A 16,387-nucleotide genomic window follows, 5' to 3' on the forward strand; every position below is an offset into this window, starting at 1 on the left:
TATATGTCGGGGGCTTTTCTGCGTCAACGGGTCAGGCCGAGACCTTGGCGGCCCACTGGCCCTCACCCATCCGTGGGCCGACATAGACAGTCTCCCCGATCCGCAGGAGCACTCGCTGATACGCGGTCAAAATGTCATCGACGACGTCGAGAGTCTGCGCCATGAGCTGCACGTTTCCATCGTGGTGATCCTCGGCCAAGCGGTAGTCGTCGTGATCGATGAGTCGGAGCGCTGCCCATTCGTCTGCCCGCCGCTCTTGCTTAGCGTTCACCGGGCCGAACTTCGACGTGACGTCACCGAACACCGCGTGGCAAAGCTCGTGTGCGAATACGCACCGTAGAAGGCGGGACGCCATCCCTTCCTGAAGTCGGATCGTGTTCGTCTTCAGGTCGTAGTCACCGTCACGTCCCAGGTGGGAGAGGTCTGTGTGCTCGACGGCGACGCCGAGCATGTCAGCCATCTCGTACAGTTGCTCGACCTTCACAGCAGGTCCTCCCCCCGATCCCTTGAACGTGCGCGTGCCGCTCTGGCGTACTCAGCCTGCTGCCTCTCGCGCTCCTCCACATCATCGGCGGAGTCACCGACATCACCGGCAGGTTGGCCGACATCGGTCCGGTAGCGGCTGCGAAGAGCACGCTCTGCAAGGTACTGAAGGATCAGATAGTCCGGGTGTTGATCGAGCTCACGGAAAAGCTCAAGCCGAGTAAGCGACGGGGTTCGCTCCTGCCGATGGGCAAGGGTCATGGTTCCGCCCGCCCCGAACTGGCGATCGATCTGAGCGAGCGCTTCATCGAGATCCTTCTCGCGTTTCGAAGACTCCGCAGTGAAGCCGGCGGCTTCAAGAGCCTCCTCATGCGGCAGGTCGAGGGTGTTTGCAACGACAATGGCGAGCCTATGGCTCGGGCGCTCGTTCCCGCTGAGCCATTTGCTAGCGCGATCGCGCTTGATCAGGCCTCCTGACTCGCGGACGAGGTCGGCCTGTCGCCACTCGCGCTCATCGAGCTTTGTGGCGAGCCATGCTCCCCAGCTGTTTGCCTGATCGGTTTCGGTCATGCACCAAGTGTTGCGCGCACGCAACGTAAAGTCAAGCCGCGTGACTGTTGCGAGCAACAGACAAGGTGTGTATGTTGGACGCAACAGGTTGTATCGAACGGAAGACAAAGGAGGTTCCGATGCTTCGCATCAGCCCCGTGGTCCTTGAACGGATCGCATCAGAGAACGGCTGGATGCACGAACGGGGTCGCCTCAAGGGGACGCTCAATGCAACCGCGATGGCAGAGCATCTGCAGGTTGCTGTCTCGACCGTAACCCGCGCCTATGACACGGGTGCACTCGGCACCGTGTTGCTCTCGAAGCTGGCGCTTCTTACCGGATGGTCTCTGGATATCCTCGCGACGGTCGAGGCGGAAGCGGCATGAGCTCCGTCGACATCGCGATCATGAGCGAAGCCGATGCCCTTCGCATCACTGAGAGGATCCGCTACACGGCGATGTCTGTCCGTGATGGCGTAGACAAGTTGCAACGACTGGTCGCCGAGGCGCAGGACGGCAAGGCGCACGTCGCTCTGGGGTATGCATCCTGGACCGCATACCTCGCTGACGTCATGGGGGAGGAGCCGCTGAGGCTAGCCCGAGGCGACCGCCGCGAGGTCGTGCAGTGGCTTTCCGGCCAGGGCATGACCACCCGCGCCATCGCCAGCGTCACGGGGGCGTCGAAGAACACGGTCACGAGCGACCTTCGTCAGGTGTCCCAAATTGGGACACCTGACGCGCCGCCTCGGGTACCCGTGCGGTCCGCCGAGGATATCCAGCGGGAGATGATCACCGCGGGAACCCTTGACCCTGAAACCGGAGAGATACTGCCGCTCCATGTCGACGCGGTTCGCGATGCTCTTGGCGACGAGATCGCGGACGGTTACCAGAGGTTCGCTGAACAGTTCGAATCGGCTACGCCCAAGCCTCATGCGCGCACGGGCCTTGATGGCAAGACCTATAGCAAGGCGGCCCCAAGCGCTCCCCGACGCAAGCCGCTCACTGACAGCGCCCGCAACGTGGGATGGGACCTGCGCAAGATCGCTCAGCGTCTGCAGAACATTCGTGAAGACGACCGTTTCAGCCGCAACAAAGAAGAGGTGGCCGGGCTGATCCGTGGCCACCTCATGTTCACCGTCGAGGTCTGCCAGGACCTGCTCGACGAAATCAACCAGGAAGAGAGCTGATCGAAATGAACACTGCCATCGTATCCGAGCTTAAGTCGCCGCGCACTGCAACCGGCCCCACCCTCGAGATCATCGACGTCAGCCCAGACCTCGCACAGCGTTGGCTCGGTCTCAACGTCGCCAACCGTGATCTCAAGCCACACGCGATCGCTGCGTACGCCCGCGACATGCTCGCCGGCCGATGGGCTCTCAACGGCGATGCGATCCGCTTCTCTGGTGACCCGACCGGACCCGAGAAGCTGCTCGACGGTCAGAACCGGCTGCACGCGATCCTCCGGGCGAACATCACCGTGAAGATGCTGGTGATGTTCGGCATCAATGAGTCGGCGCAGATGACGATGGACTCTGGCGCCAAGCGAAGCGTCGCGGACAACCTCAAGATCCAGGGACACAAGAACAACGTCATCACAGCGGCTGCTGCGAACATCGCAATGCACGTCACGACCGGGCGCACCGCAGGCGGGGGGAAGTTCACAAACGCAACCCTCCAGGCCTGGATCGATGCCCACCCTGAGGTGGAGGCATCCGCGTCGGTGGCCTCCAAGTTCGCGAGGCGCACCGACGTGGCACCATCGATGGTCGCCTACACTCACTGGGTCTTCGCGCAGCTGAGCCCCGAGGACGCCGACGCTTTCTGGCGTGACGCTGCTGAGAAGATCGGACTCCGTTTCGGGGACCCCGTGATCGCCCTCACTAACCTCTTCTCCGACGCGCGGCGGAACCGTCGAACCATCGATCGTCGAGCACAACTGTCCGCCATTTACCGCGCGTGGAACTCGCGTCGAGCGGGCAAATCCATGACCGTGGTCAAGCTCAACTCGCCCAAGGGCGGGCTCATCGAGATCCCGGAGCCGAAGTAATGAGCGCCGGCGTTGTGCAACGGATCGAGTTCGCACCCGCGCTGTTCACCCGCGAGCTTGCGGCCTACTACCTGTCTCGTTCGGTGAGGGACATCGATGACCTTCGCAAGACCGGGGAGCTCATCCCCGTGGGCAAGGGCAAGAGGGTCTTCTTTCTGAAGGCCGATCTCGACCGGTACGTCGACAAGCTCCCCGAGCGGGACCAGGCGGTGGCGTCATGATCCGCTGGATTGTGAAGCGCGTTATCGACGCGATCGAAGCAGAGGGTGTCCATGTGCGGCCGATCAGGTACGACATGGGGCACATCGACTGGGAGCGCACCGAAGACCAGGAGGTTTCGTCATGAGCGTGTCGGAGGAGCGTATCCGCGAGATCGTGCGTGAAGAGATCGCGGCGGCGTCTGCCTCTCAGTCGTCAGTCTTTCGCGGACGACGCGTCGATGTGGTCGGCGATGGCGGTGATGGCATCCCAGACGGCATCCATCTCGTCTCTGACCATCTGGACGAACTCGAGGGAGGGGTCAGCGTTGCGAACGTCGACGTTGGCGTTGTAGATGGCGAGGATTCGCGCTCTGAGAGTGTCCATAACCCGATCGTAGGGGGTGCGTCATGATCGACTCCCTGCCTCTCTGGTTCGCGATCGGTGGCGCCGTGTTCGCACTGATCGGCTGGCTCGTTCTGGAGTTCCGTGCGTCGGCCCAGTACTGGGCTGAGCGTGATGCAACCGATCCGGTCGTGGTGACTGGTTCTGGTCACCGTCGTGACAGTCGTCCGTGCGCATGCAAGAGCGCAGGAGGTGCGCGATGAGCAACGCCGCACGCAAGGCCAGGAAGCGCGCGGGCGTCAAGTTCGAGCACAAGGCGAAGATTCCGACCGGACGTTCGGGCAAGCCGTACTACGGGCTTCCCGTTCTCCCGCTGGGCGTTCTGGACTTCGCGCGCGAGATCTGGGAGTCGAGGTCTTTCCGATGACTCAGTTCGCTTCCACCCTGTACCCGCAGACCAACCCCACCAACCCGATCCTGATGCAGATCCGCGACGATGCCGCTGGCGATCCGATCGACTACCGCGACGAGGTTCTGCTTCTGGTGGTCGATGAAGCCGCCGGCATTCCCCTGCCTCAGATCGATCATGCGCGTCGTGTGCTGAATCGTTTGGCGAACTTCACCGGCTGATCCCCGAAACAGGATCCGGCTCTACTCCCGTCGCTGGGGGTAGCGCTACTCGGCGTACCCGGAAACAGGTGCGCGCTGATAACTCAACACACACAACCGGTGAAGATATGCCGGCCCCACGCCAACGGGGTCGGACACCCCCAGATGGGGGCTACGGGATCAGGGAGAACCCACGACAAGACGTGTGGGGGACCGGTGAACCTGTGGTGCACGAGGACGGATGGACCGTAGGGCAGGCAGCCCAGGCCCCTCAGGAACGCAACCGGGTGGAGTCGAAGGAAACAACATCGACAGTTCGCCGCCATAGCTGTACGGGCGGAACCAAGGCGCGGGGTGATGCGTCGACTTGGCCGGGGTTTGGTCGCCCGGAACCATGCCACAGGGTTAGTGGCCGTCCCCGAGCCGTATGGGGTTGCGTGCGTTCGAATCGCACCGGGGACTCAGGAGGCTGGCATGGAATCAGATCCCTTCTGCGCTGTGACGGGCTGCACTCGTCGCCGCTATCAAAGAGGTTGGTGCAGGGCGCACCTTGGCAGATACAGACGGCATGGGGATGTCCAAGCATCGATCCCCATCTTGGAGCGACTCCCAAGAGAGAGACCTTGCAGCGTCGATAGGTGCGATCGGCCGAGCTACAAGGGCGGCGTGTGCTCTGGTCATCGGCAGAGGATGAGGAAGCACGGGTCGTACCGCGAGGATGAGCCGATTCGTGATCAAACACCACATCGCTCGCCGGTCGTTGACCTGCCAGGCGGGTTGAGAGTGTGCCCAGGATGCTCGACGCCCAAGCCGTTGGACAGCTTCCCGCTTCGGACTGATGTAGAGGGCGGACGCAAGACGCGCTGCGACCAGTGCAGGGCGGAGTACGCCGCGCGGTGGCAGGCAAGCAACCCTCAGAGAGTCCAGGCCTACATGGCGCGGACGCGTGCGCGTAGGCAGGGCTACGCGTGTCGCCCTCATGACAGCACTGTGACCAAAGCGGCGCTGAGGAGCGTGGATGGGGACCTCTGTTGCTACTGCGGGGTTGAGATGTACTTCACCAAGATCGGGCAGCGGGACACCCGCCCTCGCAACATGGCGACCCTGGAGCACATCCTTCCCGTTTCGCGAGGAGGCCTGCACGAGTGGGGAAACTGCGCATTGGCCTGTTGGAGATGCAACACGTCCAAGGGAGCGCGCCAAGGCCCGAAGTGGGTCATTCGAGAGGGGCATCGCCTAGCTCGAAAGCCCTCCTAGTTCTTCCCACTCCTGGGGGTGTGGGAACGGTGGACAGTCCTGGGGGACTGCCACCACCAAACCGGCATGTGGGGTGCCGGACCAGTGCAGGGCCGGGCGATCTGGGGATCAGCCCGGCCCTCACCCATTTCTAGAGGGGGAGCGATGAACCGAAGACCGAACCCGGCCATCCATGACTACTGCCGTTCCTGCTTCGGATACGGCTTCCACACGGTCCGCAAGGGGACCGACTACCAGGACGAAATCGAATGCCTCGACTGCAACGGCAGCGGGGTTCGAACGAAGGAGACGACATGATGATCATTCACGGCGAAAGCCTCACCCTCGATTCCCGATCGATGCTCCCGGTCGCGTCGGGTACCTGTGATGGTGGTGACTGCGACCGCCGCGCAGTCACTTTCGCGTACTGCTCGACTGGCTACGCCGAAGGTCGAGACGGACTGATCCCGGTCTGTCGCCGCCATCTGCTCGTGTATCGCATCGGCAAGGGCGGCACGGGGCCTTGGCAGGCGGAGGATGAGTTCGCGCAGCTGCGCTTCTGCCGCCGCTCGCGGTGGCGTTGGCTTGCGCAGTGGCGCATTCTGCTCGACCAGCGCGCGGCCGTGGCTGGTCGCGAGTCTCGCGGTCAGCGTCGGTTGAGGATCGCCCGCGACACGGGGGCGGCATGACCATGAATAGCATCCCTCCTGTCCTGGTGGAGCGTGCCGACACCAGACCCATCCGCCTCGTACCCCTCCGTGACATTTATGACATCGATCGCACCGACTGATCCCGACTGCCCCATGTGCGCGAACCCGATTCCAGGGCAGCCACCACACACCCCCACACCGGCGTGCACGCGTCGGCCCATCACCGTCCCCCACTGCGCCTGCACGGCCTGCTATGGGTGAAAGGAACCAGACATGACATCGATCGCCGAGCTCGAGCACAGACTCCAGGTCGCACAGGAAGAGAAGTTCGCCGCCGAGCTCCACTACCGGTACGTGGAAGCGAAGGAGACGGCAGCGCTCAACGCGCTCACCATCGCCCGCCTTCAGCAGGGAGAGATGTGATGGCCGGAACCGCGCACCTCGCCGGGCGCGAGCGCTGGCCCGGAATGCCGACATCTGGACGCTACGTCTACAAGACAGCGAGCGGGTGGTACTGGCAATGCGACCTCTGCGGGGATTCGCAACCGGGGTCGAGTGACGCCATGACCGACGCCTTCAGCCTCGCCGTCGTTCACGCGCGCGCGTGCGTCGGCTACTACTCCGAGGATGCCTCGTGACCCCCTGCCAGCTCTGCCATGACCACGGAGAAGTGGTCATCACCCACAACCCGACCGTGTGGATGGACTGCCCCCACACCTACTGGAAGGACCAGACATGACCGTGTTCGACGCAAGCAACGGGATCGGCATCCTCATTGATGAAGACGGAGATCTCGATTTCCGAAACAGAATCGGCTGGTCGGGGCTATGCGGCGGGACGGTCGTTCATGCTCTCCGCGAGTTCTTCCAGCACGAGCGTGACAAGGAGCTCGGACGGTGGCGGTGGCCGGAGAACCCCGACTACGTCGTCTACTCGAACCCGGACGAAGCGTTCGAGCGCATGTTCGGCCCGAACCTCGATCTTGTGATCCTCCGTGATTCAGACGGCATGACCAAGGGGTATGTCCGCGAGGAAGACCAGGGCGGACCCCCGATGGATCATCGCATCGACCACATTCTCGCGGCCCGCGCCTACTTCGAGGCTCACCCGGAGCGAAAGCCCTGGGAAGACGCAACCTACAAAGACGTGTGGGTCTGGACCACCGCCGACAACACGCAAGAAGCACTCGGATGGGTCGCAGGAGACGGAACCTGGGACATCATCACCCCCAAGGGTGACGGCATCAAGGCCGCCGAGAAACCGATGGTGGCACTCGTCGACGCGGGGTTCGAGAAGTTCTCCGGCACCGTCACGGGCGTCCGACGCACACCGGAGGACGCATCGTGACGGACTACAACGGCTTGGTCTACGGACTCGACGAGCAGATCTACCACCGCCAACCGGGGCTGAGCTCGACCGGGGCGAAGAAGATCCTCCAGTCCCCAGCCCACTACCGCCACTACGTCGAGCACCCGGAAGAGCCCAAGGCCGGTTTCGACCTTGGGTCCGCGGTCCACTCGAAGGTGCTCGGTGTGGGCGCACAGATCGCGGTCTACCCGGACGGGAACGGCCCCGAACGGTTCGAGTACGACGGCAAGGAGCTCGACAACGTGCTCGACAAGACGGGCGGCCTCCGCACCGCGGCTTCGAAGGCGTTCGAGGCCGACGCGCGCGACCGTGGACTTATCCCCGTGAAGCGTGTCACGGCCCGGGTGGTGGACATCATGGCCGAATCGGTCCTGTCGAATCCGACCGTGAAGGCGCTCCTCGCATCGGGCGACCCGGAGGTGTCGATGTTCGCCACCGACCCCGACACAGGGGTCGCGCTGCGGGGTCGACTGGATTGGCTGGGACCGCGGATCGTGGACCTGAAAACCACGGCAGGGGACGCGTCCGAATCGGAGTTCGCGATCCACGCGTTCCGGTTCGGATACGACATCCAGCAAGCCATGTACGAGCACACGTACAACATCATCACCGGCGACAACCTCCCATACCTGTTCGCCGTGGTTGAGGCGCACGCGCCCTATCTCACCGCCGTGCACGTCCTCGGTGCCGACGAACTCCTCATGGCCCGCAGACGGGCACGTGAGGCCCGCGAACGGTACGCCCGTGCGATCGAGACGGGGGAGTGGCCCGGGTACAAGACCCGCAGTGGTGGGCCTATCGGCATCCTCCAGGCACCCGTCTGGAACGTGAACCAGTACATCGACGAATTCGAAGGAGCAACAGCCTGATGTGGACATGGACCTGCACCGCCTGCGGCGAGACTTTCGACCGCGAAGACAAGGCGGAAGCGCAAGCCGCATTCAACGAGCACGCCACCGTCAAGCACAACGCCAAGATCGTGCTCTCAGTCGAAGGAGACACTGGTGACTGACCACATCGACATCCCTGAGGACAAGAGGAGATCGCGTCTCCCGAAACCTCACACCCAGGTCATGGATGAAGAGTTCGTGACCGCTGCGGAACGGTTCGCCGCATTCCGAGAGGCGTACCCGAACGGGTATGTGGAGGCGACGATCGACCGGGTGATCGAACACCCAGACGGTCATGTCACCTACGTGATGAACGCCGCCGCCTACCTCGTCAGACCCAGCCTCAGCGTCCCCGCGCGACCGGATGCGACCGCGTGGGCGCAAGGGTCCACGAAAGACGACAACGCGATCATCGCCGGGGCACCCCTCGAATCAGCCGACACCATCGCGAGGTCAAGGGCACTCCGCAACCTCGGCATCCTCGACGGCGCCAAGCCAGCCAAGATCCGCACTCCTCAGACCGAGGAACAGATCGGGGCCGACGTCGCCACCGCACGCGAACGTGCAGGGCTGTCGCAGAAGGAGCTCGCGGCCGCGATGACGGATCGCGGGTTCAAATGGGCGCAGGCCACCGTCTCCCAGATCGAGAAGGGCGAACGGCCGCTGCGCCTCACGGAGTCCGACCACCTGGCCGAGCTCATCAGGTTCCGGACGTGAACGCGGCGTCACGGAGAGCCTATGAGGCTGTTGCGGAGCGTGCCGGTGGGCGCTGTGAAGGCTGCGGAGAACGCGTAGCCACACAGATGCACCACCGGCAGTTTCGTTCACGGGGCGGGAAGGACACGCCCGCGAACCTCGTGCACCTGTGCCTCTGGTGCCACGCGACCGCTCACTCCGCCGAACCACCACAGGGCTGGGCCGTCCACTCGTGGGACGACCCCGCCGAAGAACTGTTCCTGCACCACTGGGGACTCATCTACCTGAAGGACTGACCATGAGAATCCTGACTGTTCGCCAGCCCTGGGCTTGGGCGATCATCCACGGCGGCAAGACCGTCGAGAATCGGAGCACGAACATCGCGGGTGACTACCGCGGCCCCGTCCTCATCCACGCGGCGATCGGCAAGACCGCCACGCTCAACGAGAGGCAGGAGCGCCTTCTGCTCGACGCCGACGAGGACGGTCGTGGGGGCATCGGTGACTGGCTCGACGGGGAACCGATCGTCGGCGGCGTCATCCTCGGCGTTGTCGACCTCGTAGACGTGCACCGCGCCGAGGGCAACGAGAACGGGATCACCGCCGACATGATCCGCGGCGATGGTCGGTACGCGCTCAACGGCTCGTGCTCGCCGTGGGCGGAGGCGAACACGCACCATCTCGTCCTGGCGAACCCGCGGCCACTGAGCGAACTGATCCGCTACCGCGGCGCGCTCGGACTCCGACGTCTGGACGACGACATGATCACTCGGATCAACCAGGGGCTGTCGTGACTCCCGGTCAGGTGTTCCCGGCCCGCTACGACGGGACCTGCGCCGCGGAGTGCGGGTCTCGCATCCATCCCGGAGACGCGGTGAGGTACGACGATGACGACGAACTCCGGCACGACCAGTGCACCCCGAAGCGGTCCAAGTTCGATATCGGACCCCGTGAGGTTGTTTGCCCGGACTGCTTCTGCATCAGGCCATGCCGATGCCTCGACTGAAAGGAGGGTGAAGCGTGGCACGCGATAGAGCGAACATCAGCATCGACATCTGGTCGGATGCTGACTTCCGCGACCTGACACCCCAGGCGCAGGCGCTGTACTTCAAGCTCGTCTCACACCCCAAGCTCGACTACTGCGGGTGCGTCGAGTTTCATCCTGGTCGCCTCGCTGCGATGTCTCGAGAGATGACATCTGGTGACGTGATGGTCGCCGCTCAGGAGCTCGCCGACAAGTGGTTCTGCGTCTTCGACCAGACCACCGACGAAGTGCTCGTCCGGTCATGGGTGAGACACGACGGACTGATGAGACAGCCCCGCCTCGCTGTGTCGATGGCGAAGGCTTACGGGGCGATCGCGTCCAACAAGATCCGGGCCGTCGTGGTGCATGAGCTGCAGCGCTACAAGAAGGCGAACAAGGATCTCCCGGCGTGGGAGAAACCACAGGTGATGACCGTCCTCAAGCAACCGGCGGTCGCCGTGCGCGAGACGAAGACGGAACTCACGTGGGACTTCCCAGGGTTCCTGCCCTTCGCCGACATGGCTACGACCGACGCTACGGGCAACGTTTAGCCCAAACGTCGGGCAAGCCTACGACCGGCGCTACTACATCTACATCTACATCTACATCTACAGCTACATCTTCTATCGAAGATGCGCTCTGCGGAGCGAAGAGTTATCCACAGGCCACTACCTCCCAGCAACACGGGTAGTGGCCTTTTCCCATTGAGAGGAGAAGTCTTCGATGATCCCCGTGACCATCAACCTCCCACCAGCCACGTTCAACCGGCTCGAGAAGATCGCCGCAACTCGAGGCATCAGCATGCGCGAACTGATCGTCGCAGGTCTGGAGCCGAAACCCATCACGAAGGTAACCGGGAGCATCCCGTCAGCACACCCGAATGGCTACACGCAGCTCTCCGATGACCAGTGGGCCGAGATCCTGCGTCTACGTGCCGCGAAGTGGACCGTCCCGCAGCTCGCCGTGAAGTTCGGGTGCTCGAGCTCCACCATCTACAAGCGACTCCAGAAAAGAGCAAACTCATGAACGCCGATGTGATCACGAACCTCGACTACCCGCACAGCACCGTCGAGGGCTTCCATGGCGGCTGCAACACCGCCCACTGCCCTGCAGAGGTGTCCTGCCGCACCGTCCACACCCGCTACGTCGGCGACTGGGCGTTCAGGAGACAGGTCAACGCAGGGCAGACTCCTGCCGAGATCGTCGCCGCCGAAGAGGAACAGGCACGGGAAGCCGCACGCGCCGATCTGGCAGCCAAACGAGCCCGCCCAGGTGTACGCGCCGGGGCAAGCCGAGAAGACCGCCGTGCAGCCGCCAACAGGGCACGCTCAGACGGCCTCGCACTCATCCCACGCCACACACTCCGCGAACTCCTCAACGCGGGACTCACGGACCGGGAGATCGCCGAAAAGCTCGGACTCCACCGTCGTCAGGTCACCGGGTCGCGCCGCAACGCCGGGTACGAACGCAACCCCGACCGCAACCGCCGCCCAGCCCCCGCAACCACGGGGGCTTCTTCAATGGAGGCCGGGTGAACGTCCTCTCCCTGTTCTCGGGGATCGGAGGCATTGAGCTCGGGCTTGAACGCGCGGGGATGCGCACAGTTGGCCAGGTCGAGCTCAACGCATGGTGCCGAAGTGTCCTTGCGAAGCACTGGCCAAACGTGCCACAGCACGACGACGTCCTAACGGCGCCGGAGTGGTGGGCAAGCGAAGAACGACCTTGCGTCGATGTGGTCGCGGGTGGCTTCCCGTGCCAGCCGTTCAGCCAAGGCGGGCTGCAGAAGGGAATGGATGATGAACGCTGGATGTGGCCAGCAATGGCCGATGTCGTACGCGCAACTCGACCCCGCTACGTCGTGGTGGAGAATGTCGCAGCTCTCGTTCGAGATGGATGGGCTTGGGGAACTGTCCTCGCCGACCTTCACAGCCTCGGGTTCGATGCGGAATGGGCGACTCTATCCGCGAACCAGTTCGGCGCACCGCACATTCGCGAACGGGTCTACCTCGTGGCCTACGCCCCGCGCGGTGATGGCCAGGATCAGGACGAATCCACAACGCCCTGGACGCTCGAACTTGAACCTGGAGGAGGCCGTGGGGAACACGGGGGAAGGGATTGGATACCTGAACCCTCGATGGATCGAGTGGCTCATGGGGTTCCCCGTCGGCTGGTGCATGACGAGCTCCACGCTCTCGGCAACTCCGTTGTCCCGCCGATCTTCGAGCACATCGGACGCCAGATCATGAAGCATGCGAAAGCGGTAGCGGCATGACCTGGACTCTCGAGCTCCCATACGAACGCCCACCCAAGGGGTTGCACGCGAACGACCGATGCCACTGGCGGGTGAGGGCACGGTCGACGGTAGAGCTCCGTGAACGTGTCGCTGTGCTGTGTCGGGTGGCGAAGATCCCGAAGCTGCAGCGCATCTCCGTGCAGGTGGTGTGGGTGGTCCCCACCCGTCACAAGCGGGATGAGGACGGCCCAGACCCGTTCTGCAAGGTCATCTACGACGCGATCGGTTCAGACCGCGGCGTGTCCGCACGCATCGTCCAGGACGACACGAAGGAGTTCATGGACAAACCCCGACTGGTCATCGAACACCAGCCCGGTGAGACCGCCCACTTCCGCGTCGAAATCACCGACGTATCCCACCCGTTCCGGCCCGAACAGGTCGATCAACTCACGAAGGAAAGACTCACATGAGCACCCAGACCTACCACCACGTCGAACTCAAGATCGAGAGCGGGGAACTGCACCACGGGTTCACCTGCACCGCACCCGAAGATGCCCCGTGCCGGCGCCGACCGAAGGACCACGAACAGCGCGACTCGTGGAGCTGCGACGAATCGACCGAGATCGGGTTCCCGTGCTGGGCCGTCGACTGGGTGAACGCCGTTGGCATCGAGGACGCCATCTTCGGCTACCCCGATCAAGTCCTCGCAAGAGTCCCGGTCACGATCAGCTACGAGGAATGCGTGAGCATCGAGCCCATCACCCCTGAGCTGTCCGGACCCGAGCTGGGCGAGGTCACCCGTTTCGGCATTCACGAAGAAGACCAGGAGGACGAACAGTGACCGAGCAGACCGGCAACAGCAAGCCAAACGAGGCCGAGGGTTTGGCTTTCCCCCTCTCCGGCAACGAGAAGCTGATCGAGTCGGTGCGGGACTGGCCGACGATCACGCGCATGTCGCACAGCACCCAGCTGGAGAAGCTGGTGGAACTTCGCGATGCACTCGAAGCCGCCGAGAAGGCTCTCACCCCTACAGACGACGAGGTGGAAGCGCTGAGGATCGCGCATCTTGACGCTCGACAGGCCGCGTACCGGAAAGAACGCGAGGACTGGTACGTCGATCATGAGGCGGAGCCTGAGATCGCGAGCAACGCGTTCTTCCGGGGCTGGGATGCGGCTGTGGATGGTGGCTTCCGCCGTTCCGAGGTCACCCCGACCGACGACGAGCGGAAGGCGATCGCACAGGTGATCCTTCCGGTATTCGACCAGTTGGCATCTGCGGTGTATGGCGATGGTCCGTACTCCGAAGCTGAGTCAGCCCTCGAAGCTGCTGACCTCCTGAGCGCTGCTGGCTTCCGTCGTTCCGTGGTTCCGGAGCCGAGCGCCGAGGTGCTGAGCGACTGGTTCACGTCGTCTCACGGTGTCGCTGTTGCGGCGGTGAAGCCGATGACGGATCGCGGCCCGTCCGTGATGGTCGACGGGCGAGTGATCTCACCCAACGACGTCGCAGCGCTCATCGAGTTCAAGGCGCAGCCCGAACCGTCCGACGCGCAGGTAGAGGCGGCATGGTCTGTTCTTGAGCAGAACGGGCTGACTGTGCTGGAGCGTTCGAACGTTCGCGCGGCTCTGCGTGCTGCTGGTGTCGTCACACAGGAAGGGGAGCCGAATCGTGCCTAGGCCGCTCAGTACCTCCTACGTCGCAGTGCACCAGAGGGTCGCCGCGCAGCGAGGGAGCGCAAGCAACTACGAGTGCGTTGCTCCCGGATGTGCGAAGTGCGCCGCCTGTACGGGCGACGCATGGAACGACACCACCGATCGACCATGTGCCTGTGAGTGCGCATGCCACGACACGAAGGAGGGGGATTGATGGCGATCGTTACGCACTACACCGACGAGCAACGCAAGAACATCGCTGAACGAATCGGTGCACTGTTCGAGCTTCCCAACGCGGGCATGAAGATGACCCGCGAAGGATGGCGCATGGAGGGCTGGGGCGACGAAGTGCAGCTGACCGTCGAACTCGTGACGTTCATCACCCCGGAGGAAGCCGAAGCCATCCTCAACGCCAAACCGATCGAGGGAGCCGCAAAATGAGCGATCATGCACACGTCGGCTACCTCACCTGGGAAGAGTTCGACCGGTTCCAGAAAGCCGTGCACAACTCACAGAAAGTCGTCCCATGGTTCCGCGTCGCCGGGTACATCAAGGGCGGAGTCGAGGAAGTGCGCGCCCCGTCATCGAACCACCCAGTCGGCATTCCGCCGACGTGGCTCGCGGCCGAAGAGATCACCAGGCTCTCCCGCGAGCTCCGATACTGGGCGAACCTCGAAGACATCGCCAACGACGACATCGGCGCCATGACCGCACGAGACTTCACCCGTGAGGTCGAAACCGCGATGGCACGCTGGCCGATCGAGGACAAGCCTCGCAAGGTCCGCCACGTTCGCTGCCAAGGCTGCGCCGGCGAGACCATCCGCTACACACCACCCGTAGGCATCTGGCAGCCCGTCAAGATCGCGTGCACCGAATGCGCACGCACCTACACCGAGGACGAGTTCAAGACCCTCGTCGAACTCGTCAACGCCGAGATCAAACGAACGGAGGAAGCCATTGGGCGCACTAGACGACTGGGTGCAGCTTGACGAAGCCACCACAATCACCGGCAGATCCACCCACACCATCTACCGGTGGGCCAGAGAAGGAACCGTCCGCACCGTCAGACCCGGTGACGTCATCTGGTACAACATCCGAGACCTCCGAAACGCATCCAAGAAAACACCGGGACGCCCACGAAAGTAATCTGCAAAACCTGCTACAGTAGCCGCGAGGCTCAAGAACTATGTTCCCAGCCCACCACTAGCCGCCACTCACGCGAGGGCGGCTTTCTTCGTACTCCCGGTCAGCTCAGTGAACACTCCTGGCGAGCATCGGTGAGAAGCCGCTAGGCAAAGCGGCGCCAGGCCCGTGTTCAAGGGCCGCCAACTCCACACGCCCGAGCCAGTTCGGCTGCGGCGGGCACACCGGGAACTACGCTCAACGGCAGAGCGGCAGGGTCGCGCCCTGAGTTGGTGGTTCGAGTCCACCCGTCCCGACCATTCCTTTCCTTCGACTCCACCCCACTTCAACGGGGAACGCTGATCGGCGTACACGAATAGCCAATACGGCTATTAATCCCGACTCATGCAGGGAGAGAGCATGAAACTCACGCTCGGCATCGTCGCCGGCATCAGCCTTTCGATCCTCGCCCACATCATCTGGAAACCCGCCCTCGGATGGGCACTCTCGAGAGGCGACTAATGCGAGAGGGCTGCTCCTGCAACGCCTGGGTGCGCGGCAGCACACGCCAAGTCCTCCGATGGCGAGCAGAGCACCGCTGTCCCGACCGCCCCGAACCCGAAGGCGCAGACCACATCGTCACTGGTGCCTACATCGAGAACTCTGCACGCCGCGAATACGACGGCATGGAAGCGCGCATCGGATTCCAGAGGGAGACATCGTGACGGAGCTATGGTCTTGGGCGCTGACTCTCGTCGGAGTCGCATGCTTTTGGCTGGCGGGACGCAAGGTCTGGTGGGCGTGGTATGTCGGGCTCGCAGGTCAGATCACTTGGGCCGCATACTCACTCCTCACCCAACAGTGGGGATTCCTCGTTGGAGTAGTTCTCTACACGGTCGTCTACTCGAAGAACGCCACGGCCTGGACGCGCGAGCATCTGCGCACGAAGCAGATGGAGACGGATGAGCATGTCTGACATTCGCGAAGTGCACGACGCAGTGCGCACCAACCTCCAGCGCCGCCGCGAACTCACCGCCATGACCAAACCCGAACTCATCGACTACATCGTGAACATCGAGGACAACCTCGCTGCCCTCACCACACGCATCGAGCACGCCTACGGGAACGAACCATGACCGGGTATGTCTGCGAGCTCTGCGGAATCGACCGGGGCACCTACTCTGCCATGATGGCCTGCGAGACCGAATGCGAAGCCGAGAACACCGCAGCCCGCAAGAACCACGTCAGCCCCCGAGTCATGCGCCCCATGCGCAACTGGGAAGACGACT

The 16,387-nt window shown here is 63.3% G+C and carries 30 protein-coding genes and 1 tRNA gene; 28 read left to right on the top strand and 3 right to left on the bottom strand.

Features of this window, described 5'->3' with window-relative positions; all coding sequences use genetic code 11:
• Nucleotides 1-31: 31 nt before the first annotated feature.
• Nucleotides 32-484 (bottom strand): ImmA/IrrE family metallo-endopeptidase, encoded by a 453-nt coding sequence (locus ILP86_RS04495; RefSeq protein ID WP_193761440.1) that lies wholly within the window; start codon nucleotides 482-484, stop codon nucleotides 32-34.
• Nucleotides 481-1,053: a hypothetical protein gene (locus ILP86_RS04500; RefSeq protein ID WP_193761441.1), complete on the bottom strand. Its 573-nt coding sequence runs from the start codon at nucleotides 1,051-1,053 to the stop codon at nucleotides 481-483. The genes ILP86_RS04495 and ILP86_RS04500 overlap by 4 nt, the downstream gene beginning before the upstream one ends.
• Before the next feature lie 119 nt (nucleotides 1,054-1,172).
• On the opposite strand from ILP86_RS04500, the gene ILP86_RS04505 reads away from it, so the two are divergent.
• From ILP86_RS04505 to ILP86_RS04520, 4 genes are read left to right on the top strand one after another with little or no spacing between them, the layout of a single operon-like run.
• The gene (locus ILP86_RS04505) at nucleotides 1,173-1,418 is read left to right on the top strand and encodes a hypothetical protein (protein WP_193761442.1); all 246 of its coding nucleotides are present in this window, start codon (nucleotides 1,173-1,175) and stop codon (nucleotides 1,416-1,418) included.
• Entirely contained in the window at nucleotides 1,415-2,218 is an 804-nt protein-coding gene (locus ILP86_RS04510) for a hypothetical protein (RefSeq protein WP_193761443.1), read from the top strand. Before ILP86_RS04505 ends, ILP86_RS04510 begins: the two co-directional genes overlap by 4 nt.
• 5 nt (nucleotides 2,219-2,223) lie before the next feature.
• Nucleotides 2,224-3,078 (top strand): hypothetical protein, encoded by an 855-nt coding sequence (locus tag ILP86_RS04515; RefSeq protein ID WP_193761444.1) that lies wholly within the window; start codon nucleotides 2,224-2,226, stop codon nucleotides 3,076-3,078.
• Nucleotides 3,078-3,299 carry a helix-turn-helix domain-containing protein gene (locus tag ILP86_RS04520; protein WP_193761445.1) on the top strand — a complete coding sequence of 74 codons (222 nt, stop codon included), beginning with the start codon at nucleotides 3,078-3,080 and terminating at the stop codon, nucleotides 3,297-3,299. The genes ILP86_RS04515 and ILP86_RS04520 overlap by 1 nt, the downstream gene beginning before the upstream one ends.
• Nucleotides 3,300-3,492: 193 nt before the next feature.
• Here the strand turns inward: ILP86_RS04520 and ILP86_RS04525 are convergent, their stop codons facing one another.
• Entirely contained in the window at nucleotides 3,493-3,663 is a 171-nt protein-coding gene (locus ILP86_RS04525) for a hypothetical protein (protein WP_170224227.1), read from the bottom strand.
• A 217-nt stretch (nucleotides 3,664-3,880) separates the two neighbouring features.
• On the opposite strand from ILP86_RS04525, the gene ILP86_RS04530 reads away from it, so the two are divergent.
• From ILP86_RS04530 to ILP86_RS04645, 24 genes are all read left to right on the top strand, one after another.
• Entirely contained in the window at nucleotides 3,881-4,048 is a 168-nt protein-coding gene (locus tag ILP86_RS04530; RefSeq protein WP_193761446.1) for a hypothetical protein, read from the top strand.
• Nucleotides 4,045-4,251: a hypothetical protein gene (locus tag ILP86_RS04535; RefSeq protein WP_193761447.1), complete on the top strand. Its 207-nt coding sequence runs from the start codon at nucleotides 4,045-4,047 to the stop codon at nucleotides 4,249-4,251. Before ILP86_RS04530 ends, ILP86_RS04535 begins: the two co-directional genes overlap by 4 nt.
• A 1,029-nt stretch (nucleotides 4,252-5,280) precedes the next feature.
• Nucleotides 5,281-5,487 (top strand): HNH endonuclease signature motif containing protein, encoded by a 207-nt coding sequence (locus ILP86_RS19990; protein ID WP_193761448.1) that lies wholly within the window; start codon nucleotides 5,281-5,283, stop codon nucleotides 5,485-5,487.
• Between the two features lie 293 nt (nucleotides 5,488-5,780).
• A complete protein-coding gene (locus tag ILP86_RS04545; protein WP_193761449.1) occupies nucleotides 5,781-6,155 on the top strand; it encodes a hypothetical protein in 375 nt (124 codons plus the stop codon).
• Nucleotides 6,156-6,389: 234 nt separating this feature from the next.
• Nucleotides 6,390-6,539 (top strand): hypothetical protein, encoded by a 150-nt coding sequence (locus ILP86_RS04550; RefSeq protein WP_193761450.1) that lies wholly within the window; start codon nucleotides 6,390-6,392, stop codon nucleotides 6,537-6,539.
• Complete coding sequence (locus ILP86_RS04555; protein WP_193761451.1) at nucleotides 6,539-6,754, top strand: hypothetical protein; 216 nt, start codon at nucleotides 6,539-6,541, stop codon at nucleotides 6,752-6,754. The genes ILP86_RS04550 and ILP86_RS04555 overlap by 1 nt, the downstream gene beginning before the upstream one ends.
• Before the next feature lie 97 nt (nucleotides 6,755-6,851).
• Entirely contained in the window at nucleotides 6,852-7,463 is a 612-nt protein-coding gene (locus ILP86_RS04560) for a hypothetical protein (RefSeq protein ID WP_193761452.1), read from the top strand.
• Nucleotides 7,460-8,353 carry a PD-(D/E)XK nuclease-like domain-containing protein gene (locus tag ILP86_RS04565; protein WP_193761453.1) on the top strand — a complete coding sequence of 298 codons (894 nt, stop codon included), beginning with the start codon at nucleotides 7,460-7,462 and terminating at the stop codon, nucleotides 8,351-8,353. The genes ILP86_RS04560 and ILP86_RS04565 overlap by 4 nt, the downstream gene beginning before the upstream one ends.
• Nucleotides 8,353-8,496, top strand: coding sequence for a hypothetical protein (locus ILP86_RS04570; RefSeq protein WP_193761454.1), 144 nt, complete (start codon nucleotides 8,353-8,355; stop codon nucleotides 8,494-8,496). The genes ILP86_RS04565 and ILP86_RS04570 overlap by 1 nt, the downstream gene beginning before the upstream one ends.
• Entirely contained in the window at nucleotides 8,489-9,091 is a 603-nt protein-coding gene (locus ILP86_RS04575) for a helix-turn-helix domain-containing protein (protein WP_193761455.1), read from the top strand. Before ILP86_RS04570 ends, ILP86_RS04575 begins: the two co-directional genes overlap by 8 nt.
• Entirely contained in the window at nucleotides 8,992-9,366 is a 375-nt protein-coding gene (locus ILP86_RS19995) for an HNH endonuclease (protein WP_227750908.1), read from the top strand. Before ILP86_RS04575 ends, ILP86_RS19995 begins: the two co-directional genes overlap by 100 nt.
• A 2-nt stretch (nucleotides 9,367-9,368) precedes the next feature.
• Entirely contained in the window at nucleotides 9,369-9,863 is a 495-nt protein-coding gene (locus ILP86_RS04585) for an ASCH domain-containing protein (protein ID WP_193761457.1), read from the top strand.
• A 226-nt stretch (nucleotides 9,864-10,089) separates the two neighbouring features.
• On the top strand, nucleotides 10,090-10,644 hold the full coding sequence (locus tag ILP86_RS04590) for a hypothetical protein (RefSeq protein WP_193761458.1): 555 nt from the start codon (nucleotides 10,090-10,092) through the stop codon (nucleotides 10,642-10,644).
• A 172-nt stretch (nucleotides 10,645-10,816) separates the two neighbouring features.
• Nucleotides 10,817-11,119, top strand: a complete 303-nt coding sequence (locus tag ILP86_RS04595) for a helix-turn-helix domain-containing protein (protein WP_193761459.1) — start codon at nucleotides 10,817-10,819, stop codon at nucleotides 11,117-11,119.
• Nucleotides 11,116-11,628, top strand: coding sequence for a hypothetical protein (locus ILP86_RS04600; RefSeq protein WP_193761460.1), 513 nt, complete (start codon nucleotides 11,116-11,118; stop codon nucleotides 11,626-11,628). The genes ILP86_RS04595 and ILP86_RS04600 overlap by 4 nt, the downstream gene beginning before the upstream one ends.
• Nucleotides 11,625-12,365, top strand: coding sequence for a DNA cytosine methyltransferase (locus tag ILP86_RS04605; protein WP_193761461.1), 741 nt, complete (start codon nucleotides 11,625-11,627; stop codon nucleotides 12,363-12,365). Before ILP86_RS04600 ends, ILP86_RS04605 begins: the two co-directional genes overlap by 4 nt.
• Nucleotides 12,366-12,490: 125 nt before the next feature.
• Complete coding sequence (locus ILP86_RS04610; protein WP_193761462.1) at nucleotides 12,491-12,796, top strand: hypothetical protein; 306 nt, start codon at nucleotides 12,491-12,493, stop codon at nucleotides 12,794-12,796.
• A complete protein-coding gene (locus ILP86_RS04615; RefSeq protein WP_193761463.1) occupies nucleotides 12,793-13,167 on the top strand; it encodes a hypothetical protein in 375 nt (124 codons plus the stop codon). The genes ILP86_RS04610 and ILP86_RS04615 overlap by 4 nt, the downstream gene beginning before the upstream one ends.
• The gene (locus ILP86_RS04620) at nucleotides 13,164-14,000 is read left to right on the top strand and encodes a hypothetical protein (protein ID WP_193761464.1); all 837 of its coding nucleotides are present in this window, start codon (nucleotides 13,164-13,166) and stop codon (nucleotides 13,998-14,000) included. The genes ILP86_RS04615 and ILP86_RS04620 overlap by 4 nt, the downstream gene beginning before the upstream one ends.
• Before the next feature lie 189 nt (nucleotides 14,001-14,189).
• A complete protein-coding gene (locus tag ILP86_RS04625) occupies nucleotides 14,190-14,417 on the top strand; it encodes a hypothetical protein (RefSeq protein WP_193761465.1) in 228 nt (75 codons plus the stop codon).
• Nucleotides 14,414-14,965 (top strand): hypothetical protein, encoded by a 552-nt coding sequence (locus ILP86_RS04630; protein WP_193761466.1) that lies wholly within the window; start codon nucleotides 14,414-14,416, stop codon nucleotides 14,963-14,965. The genes ILP86_RS04625 and ILP86_RS04630 overlap by 4 nt, the downstream gene beginning before the upstream one ends.
• A gap of 379 nt (nucleotides 14,966-15,344) precedes the next feature.
• Nucleotides 15,345-15,418, top strand: a tRNA-Ala gene (locus ILP86_RS04635).
• Nucleotides 15,419-15,819: 401 nt separating this feature from the next.
• Nucleotides 15,820-16,074, top strand: a complete 255-nt coding sequence (locus tag ILP86_RS04640; RefSeq protein WP_193761467.1) for a hypothetical protein — start codon at nucleotides 15,820-15,822, stop codon at nucleotides 16,072-16,074.
• A complete protein-coding gene (locus tag ILP86_RS04645) occupies nucleotides 16,067-16,234 on the top strand; it encodes a hypothetical protein (protein ID WP_193761468.1) in 168 nt (55 codons plus the stop codon). The genes ILP86_RS04640 and ILP86_RS04645 overlap by 8 nt, the downstream gene beginning before the upstream one ends.
• Nucleotides 16,235-16,387: the final 153 nt, after the last annotated feature.

It is taken from the genome of Microbacterium sp. R1 (assembly GCF_015159725.1).
GTDB lineage: Bacteria > Actinomycetota > Actinomycetes > Actinomycetales > Microbacteriaceae > Microbacterium > Microbacterium oxydans.

Bases quoted from the DNA above. Each gene is read 5' to 3' on its own strand.
- ILP86_RS04500 (WP_193761441.1), bottom strand. From the start codon at position 1,053: ATGACCGAAACCGATCAGGCAAACAGCTGGGGAGCATGGCTCGCCACA.
- ILP86_RS04505 (WP_193761442.1), top strand. From the start codon at position 1,173: ATGCTTCGCATCAGCCCCGTGGTCCTTGAACGGATCGCATCAGAGAAC.
- ILP86_RS04510 (WP_193761443.1), top strand. From the start codon at position 1,415: ATGAGCTCCGTCGACATCGCGATCATGAGCGAAGCCGATGCCCTTCGC.
- ILP86_RS04515 (WP_193761444.1), top strand. From the start codon at position 2,224: ATGAACACTGCCATCGTATCCGAGCTTAAGTCGCCGCGCACTGCAACC.
- ILP86_RS04520 (WP_193761445.1), top strand. From the start codon at position 3,078: ATGAGCGCCGGCGTTGTGCAACGGATCGAGTTCGCACCCGCGCTGTTC.
- ILP86_RS04525 (WP_170224227.1), bottom strand. From the start codon at position 3,663: ATGGACACTCTCAGAGCGCGAATCCTCGCCATCTACAACGCCAACGTC.
- ILP86_RS04530 (WP_193761446.1), top strand. From the start codon at position 3,881: ATGAGCAACGCCGCACGCAAGGCCAGGAAGCGCGCGGGCGTCAAGTTC.
- ILP86_RS04535 (WP_193761447.1), top strand. From the start codon at position 4,045: ATGACTCAGTTCGCTTCCACCCTGTACCCGCAGACCAACCCCACCAAC.
- ILP86_RS19990 (WP_193761448.1), top strand. From the start codon at position 5,281: ATGTACTTCACCAAGATCGGGCAGCGGGACACCCGCCCTCGCAACATG.
- ILP86_RS04545 (WP_193761449.1), top strand. From the start codon at position 5,781: ATGATGATCATTCACGGCGAAAGCCTCACCCTCGATTCCCGATCGATG.
- ILP86_RS04550 (WP_193761450.1), top strand. From the start codon at position 6,390: ATGACATCGATCGCCGAGCTCGAGCACAGACTCCAGGTCGCACAGGAA.
- ILP86_RS04555 (WP_193761451.1), top strand. From the start codon at position 6,539: ATGGCCGGAACCGCGCACCTCGCCGGGCGCGAGCGCTGGCCCGGAATG.
- ILP86_RS04560 (WP_193761452.1), top strand. From the start codon at position 6,852: ATGACCGTGTTCGACGCAAGCAACGGGATCGGCATCCTCATTGATGAA.
- ILP86_RS04570 (WP_193761454.1), top strand. From the start codon at position 8,353: ATGTGGACATGGACCTGCACCGCCTGCGGCGAGACTTTCGACCGCGAA.
- ILP86_RS19995 (WP_227750908.1), top strand. From the start codon at position 8,992: ATGGGCGCAGGCCACCGTCTCCCAGATCGAGAAGGGCGAACGGCCGCT.
- ILP86_RS04585 (WP_193761457.1), top strand. From the start codon at position 9,369: ATGAGAATCCTGACTGTTCGCCAGCCCTGGGCTTGGGCGATCATCCAC.
- ILP86_RS04595 (WP_193761459.1), top strand. From the start codon at position 10,817: ATGATCCCCGTGACCATCAACCTCCCACCAGCCACGTTCAACCGGCTC.
- ILP86_RS04600 (WP_193761460.1), top strand. From the start codon at position 11,116: ATGAACGCCGATGTGATCACGAACCTCGACTACCCGCACAGCACCGTC.
- ILP86_RS04615 (WP_193761463.1), top strand. From the start codon at position 12,793: ATGAGCACCCAGACCTACCACCACGTCGAACTCAAGATCGAGAGCGGG.
- ILP86_RS04625 (WP_193761465.1), top strand. From the start codon at position 14,190: ATGGCGATCGTTACGCACTACACCGACGAGCAACGCAAGAACATCGCT.
- ILP86_RS04630 (WP_193761466.1), top strand. From the start codon at position 14,414: ATGAGCGATCATGCACACGTCGGCTACCTCACCTGGGAAGAGTTCGAC.
- ILP86_RS04645 (WP_193761468.1), top strand. From the start codon at position 16,067: ATGTCTGACATTCGCGAAGTGCACGACGCAGTGCGCACCAACCTCCAG.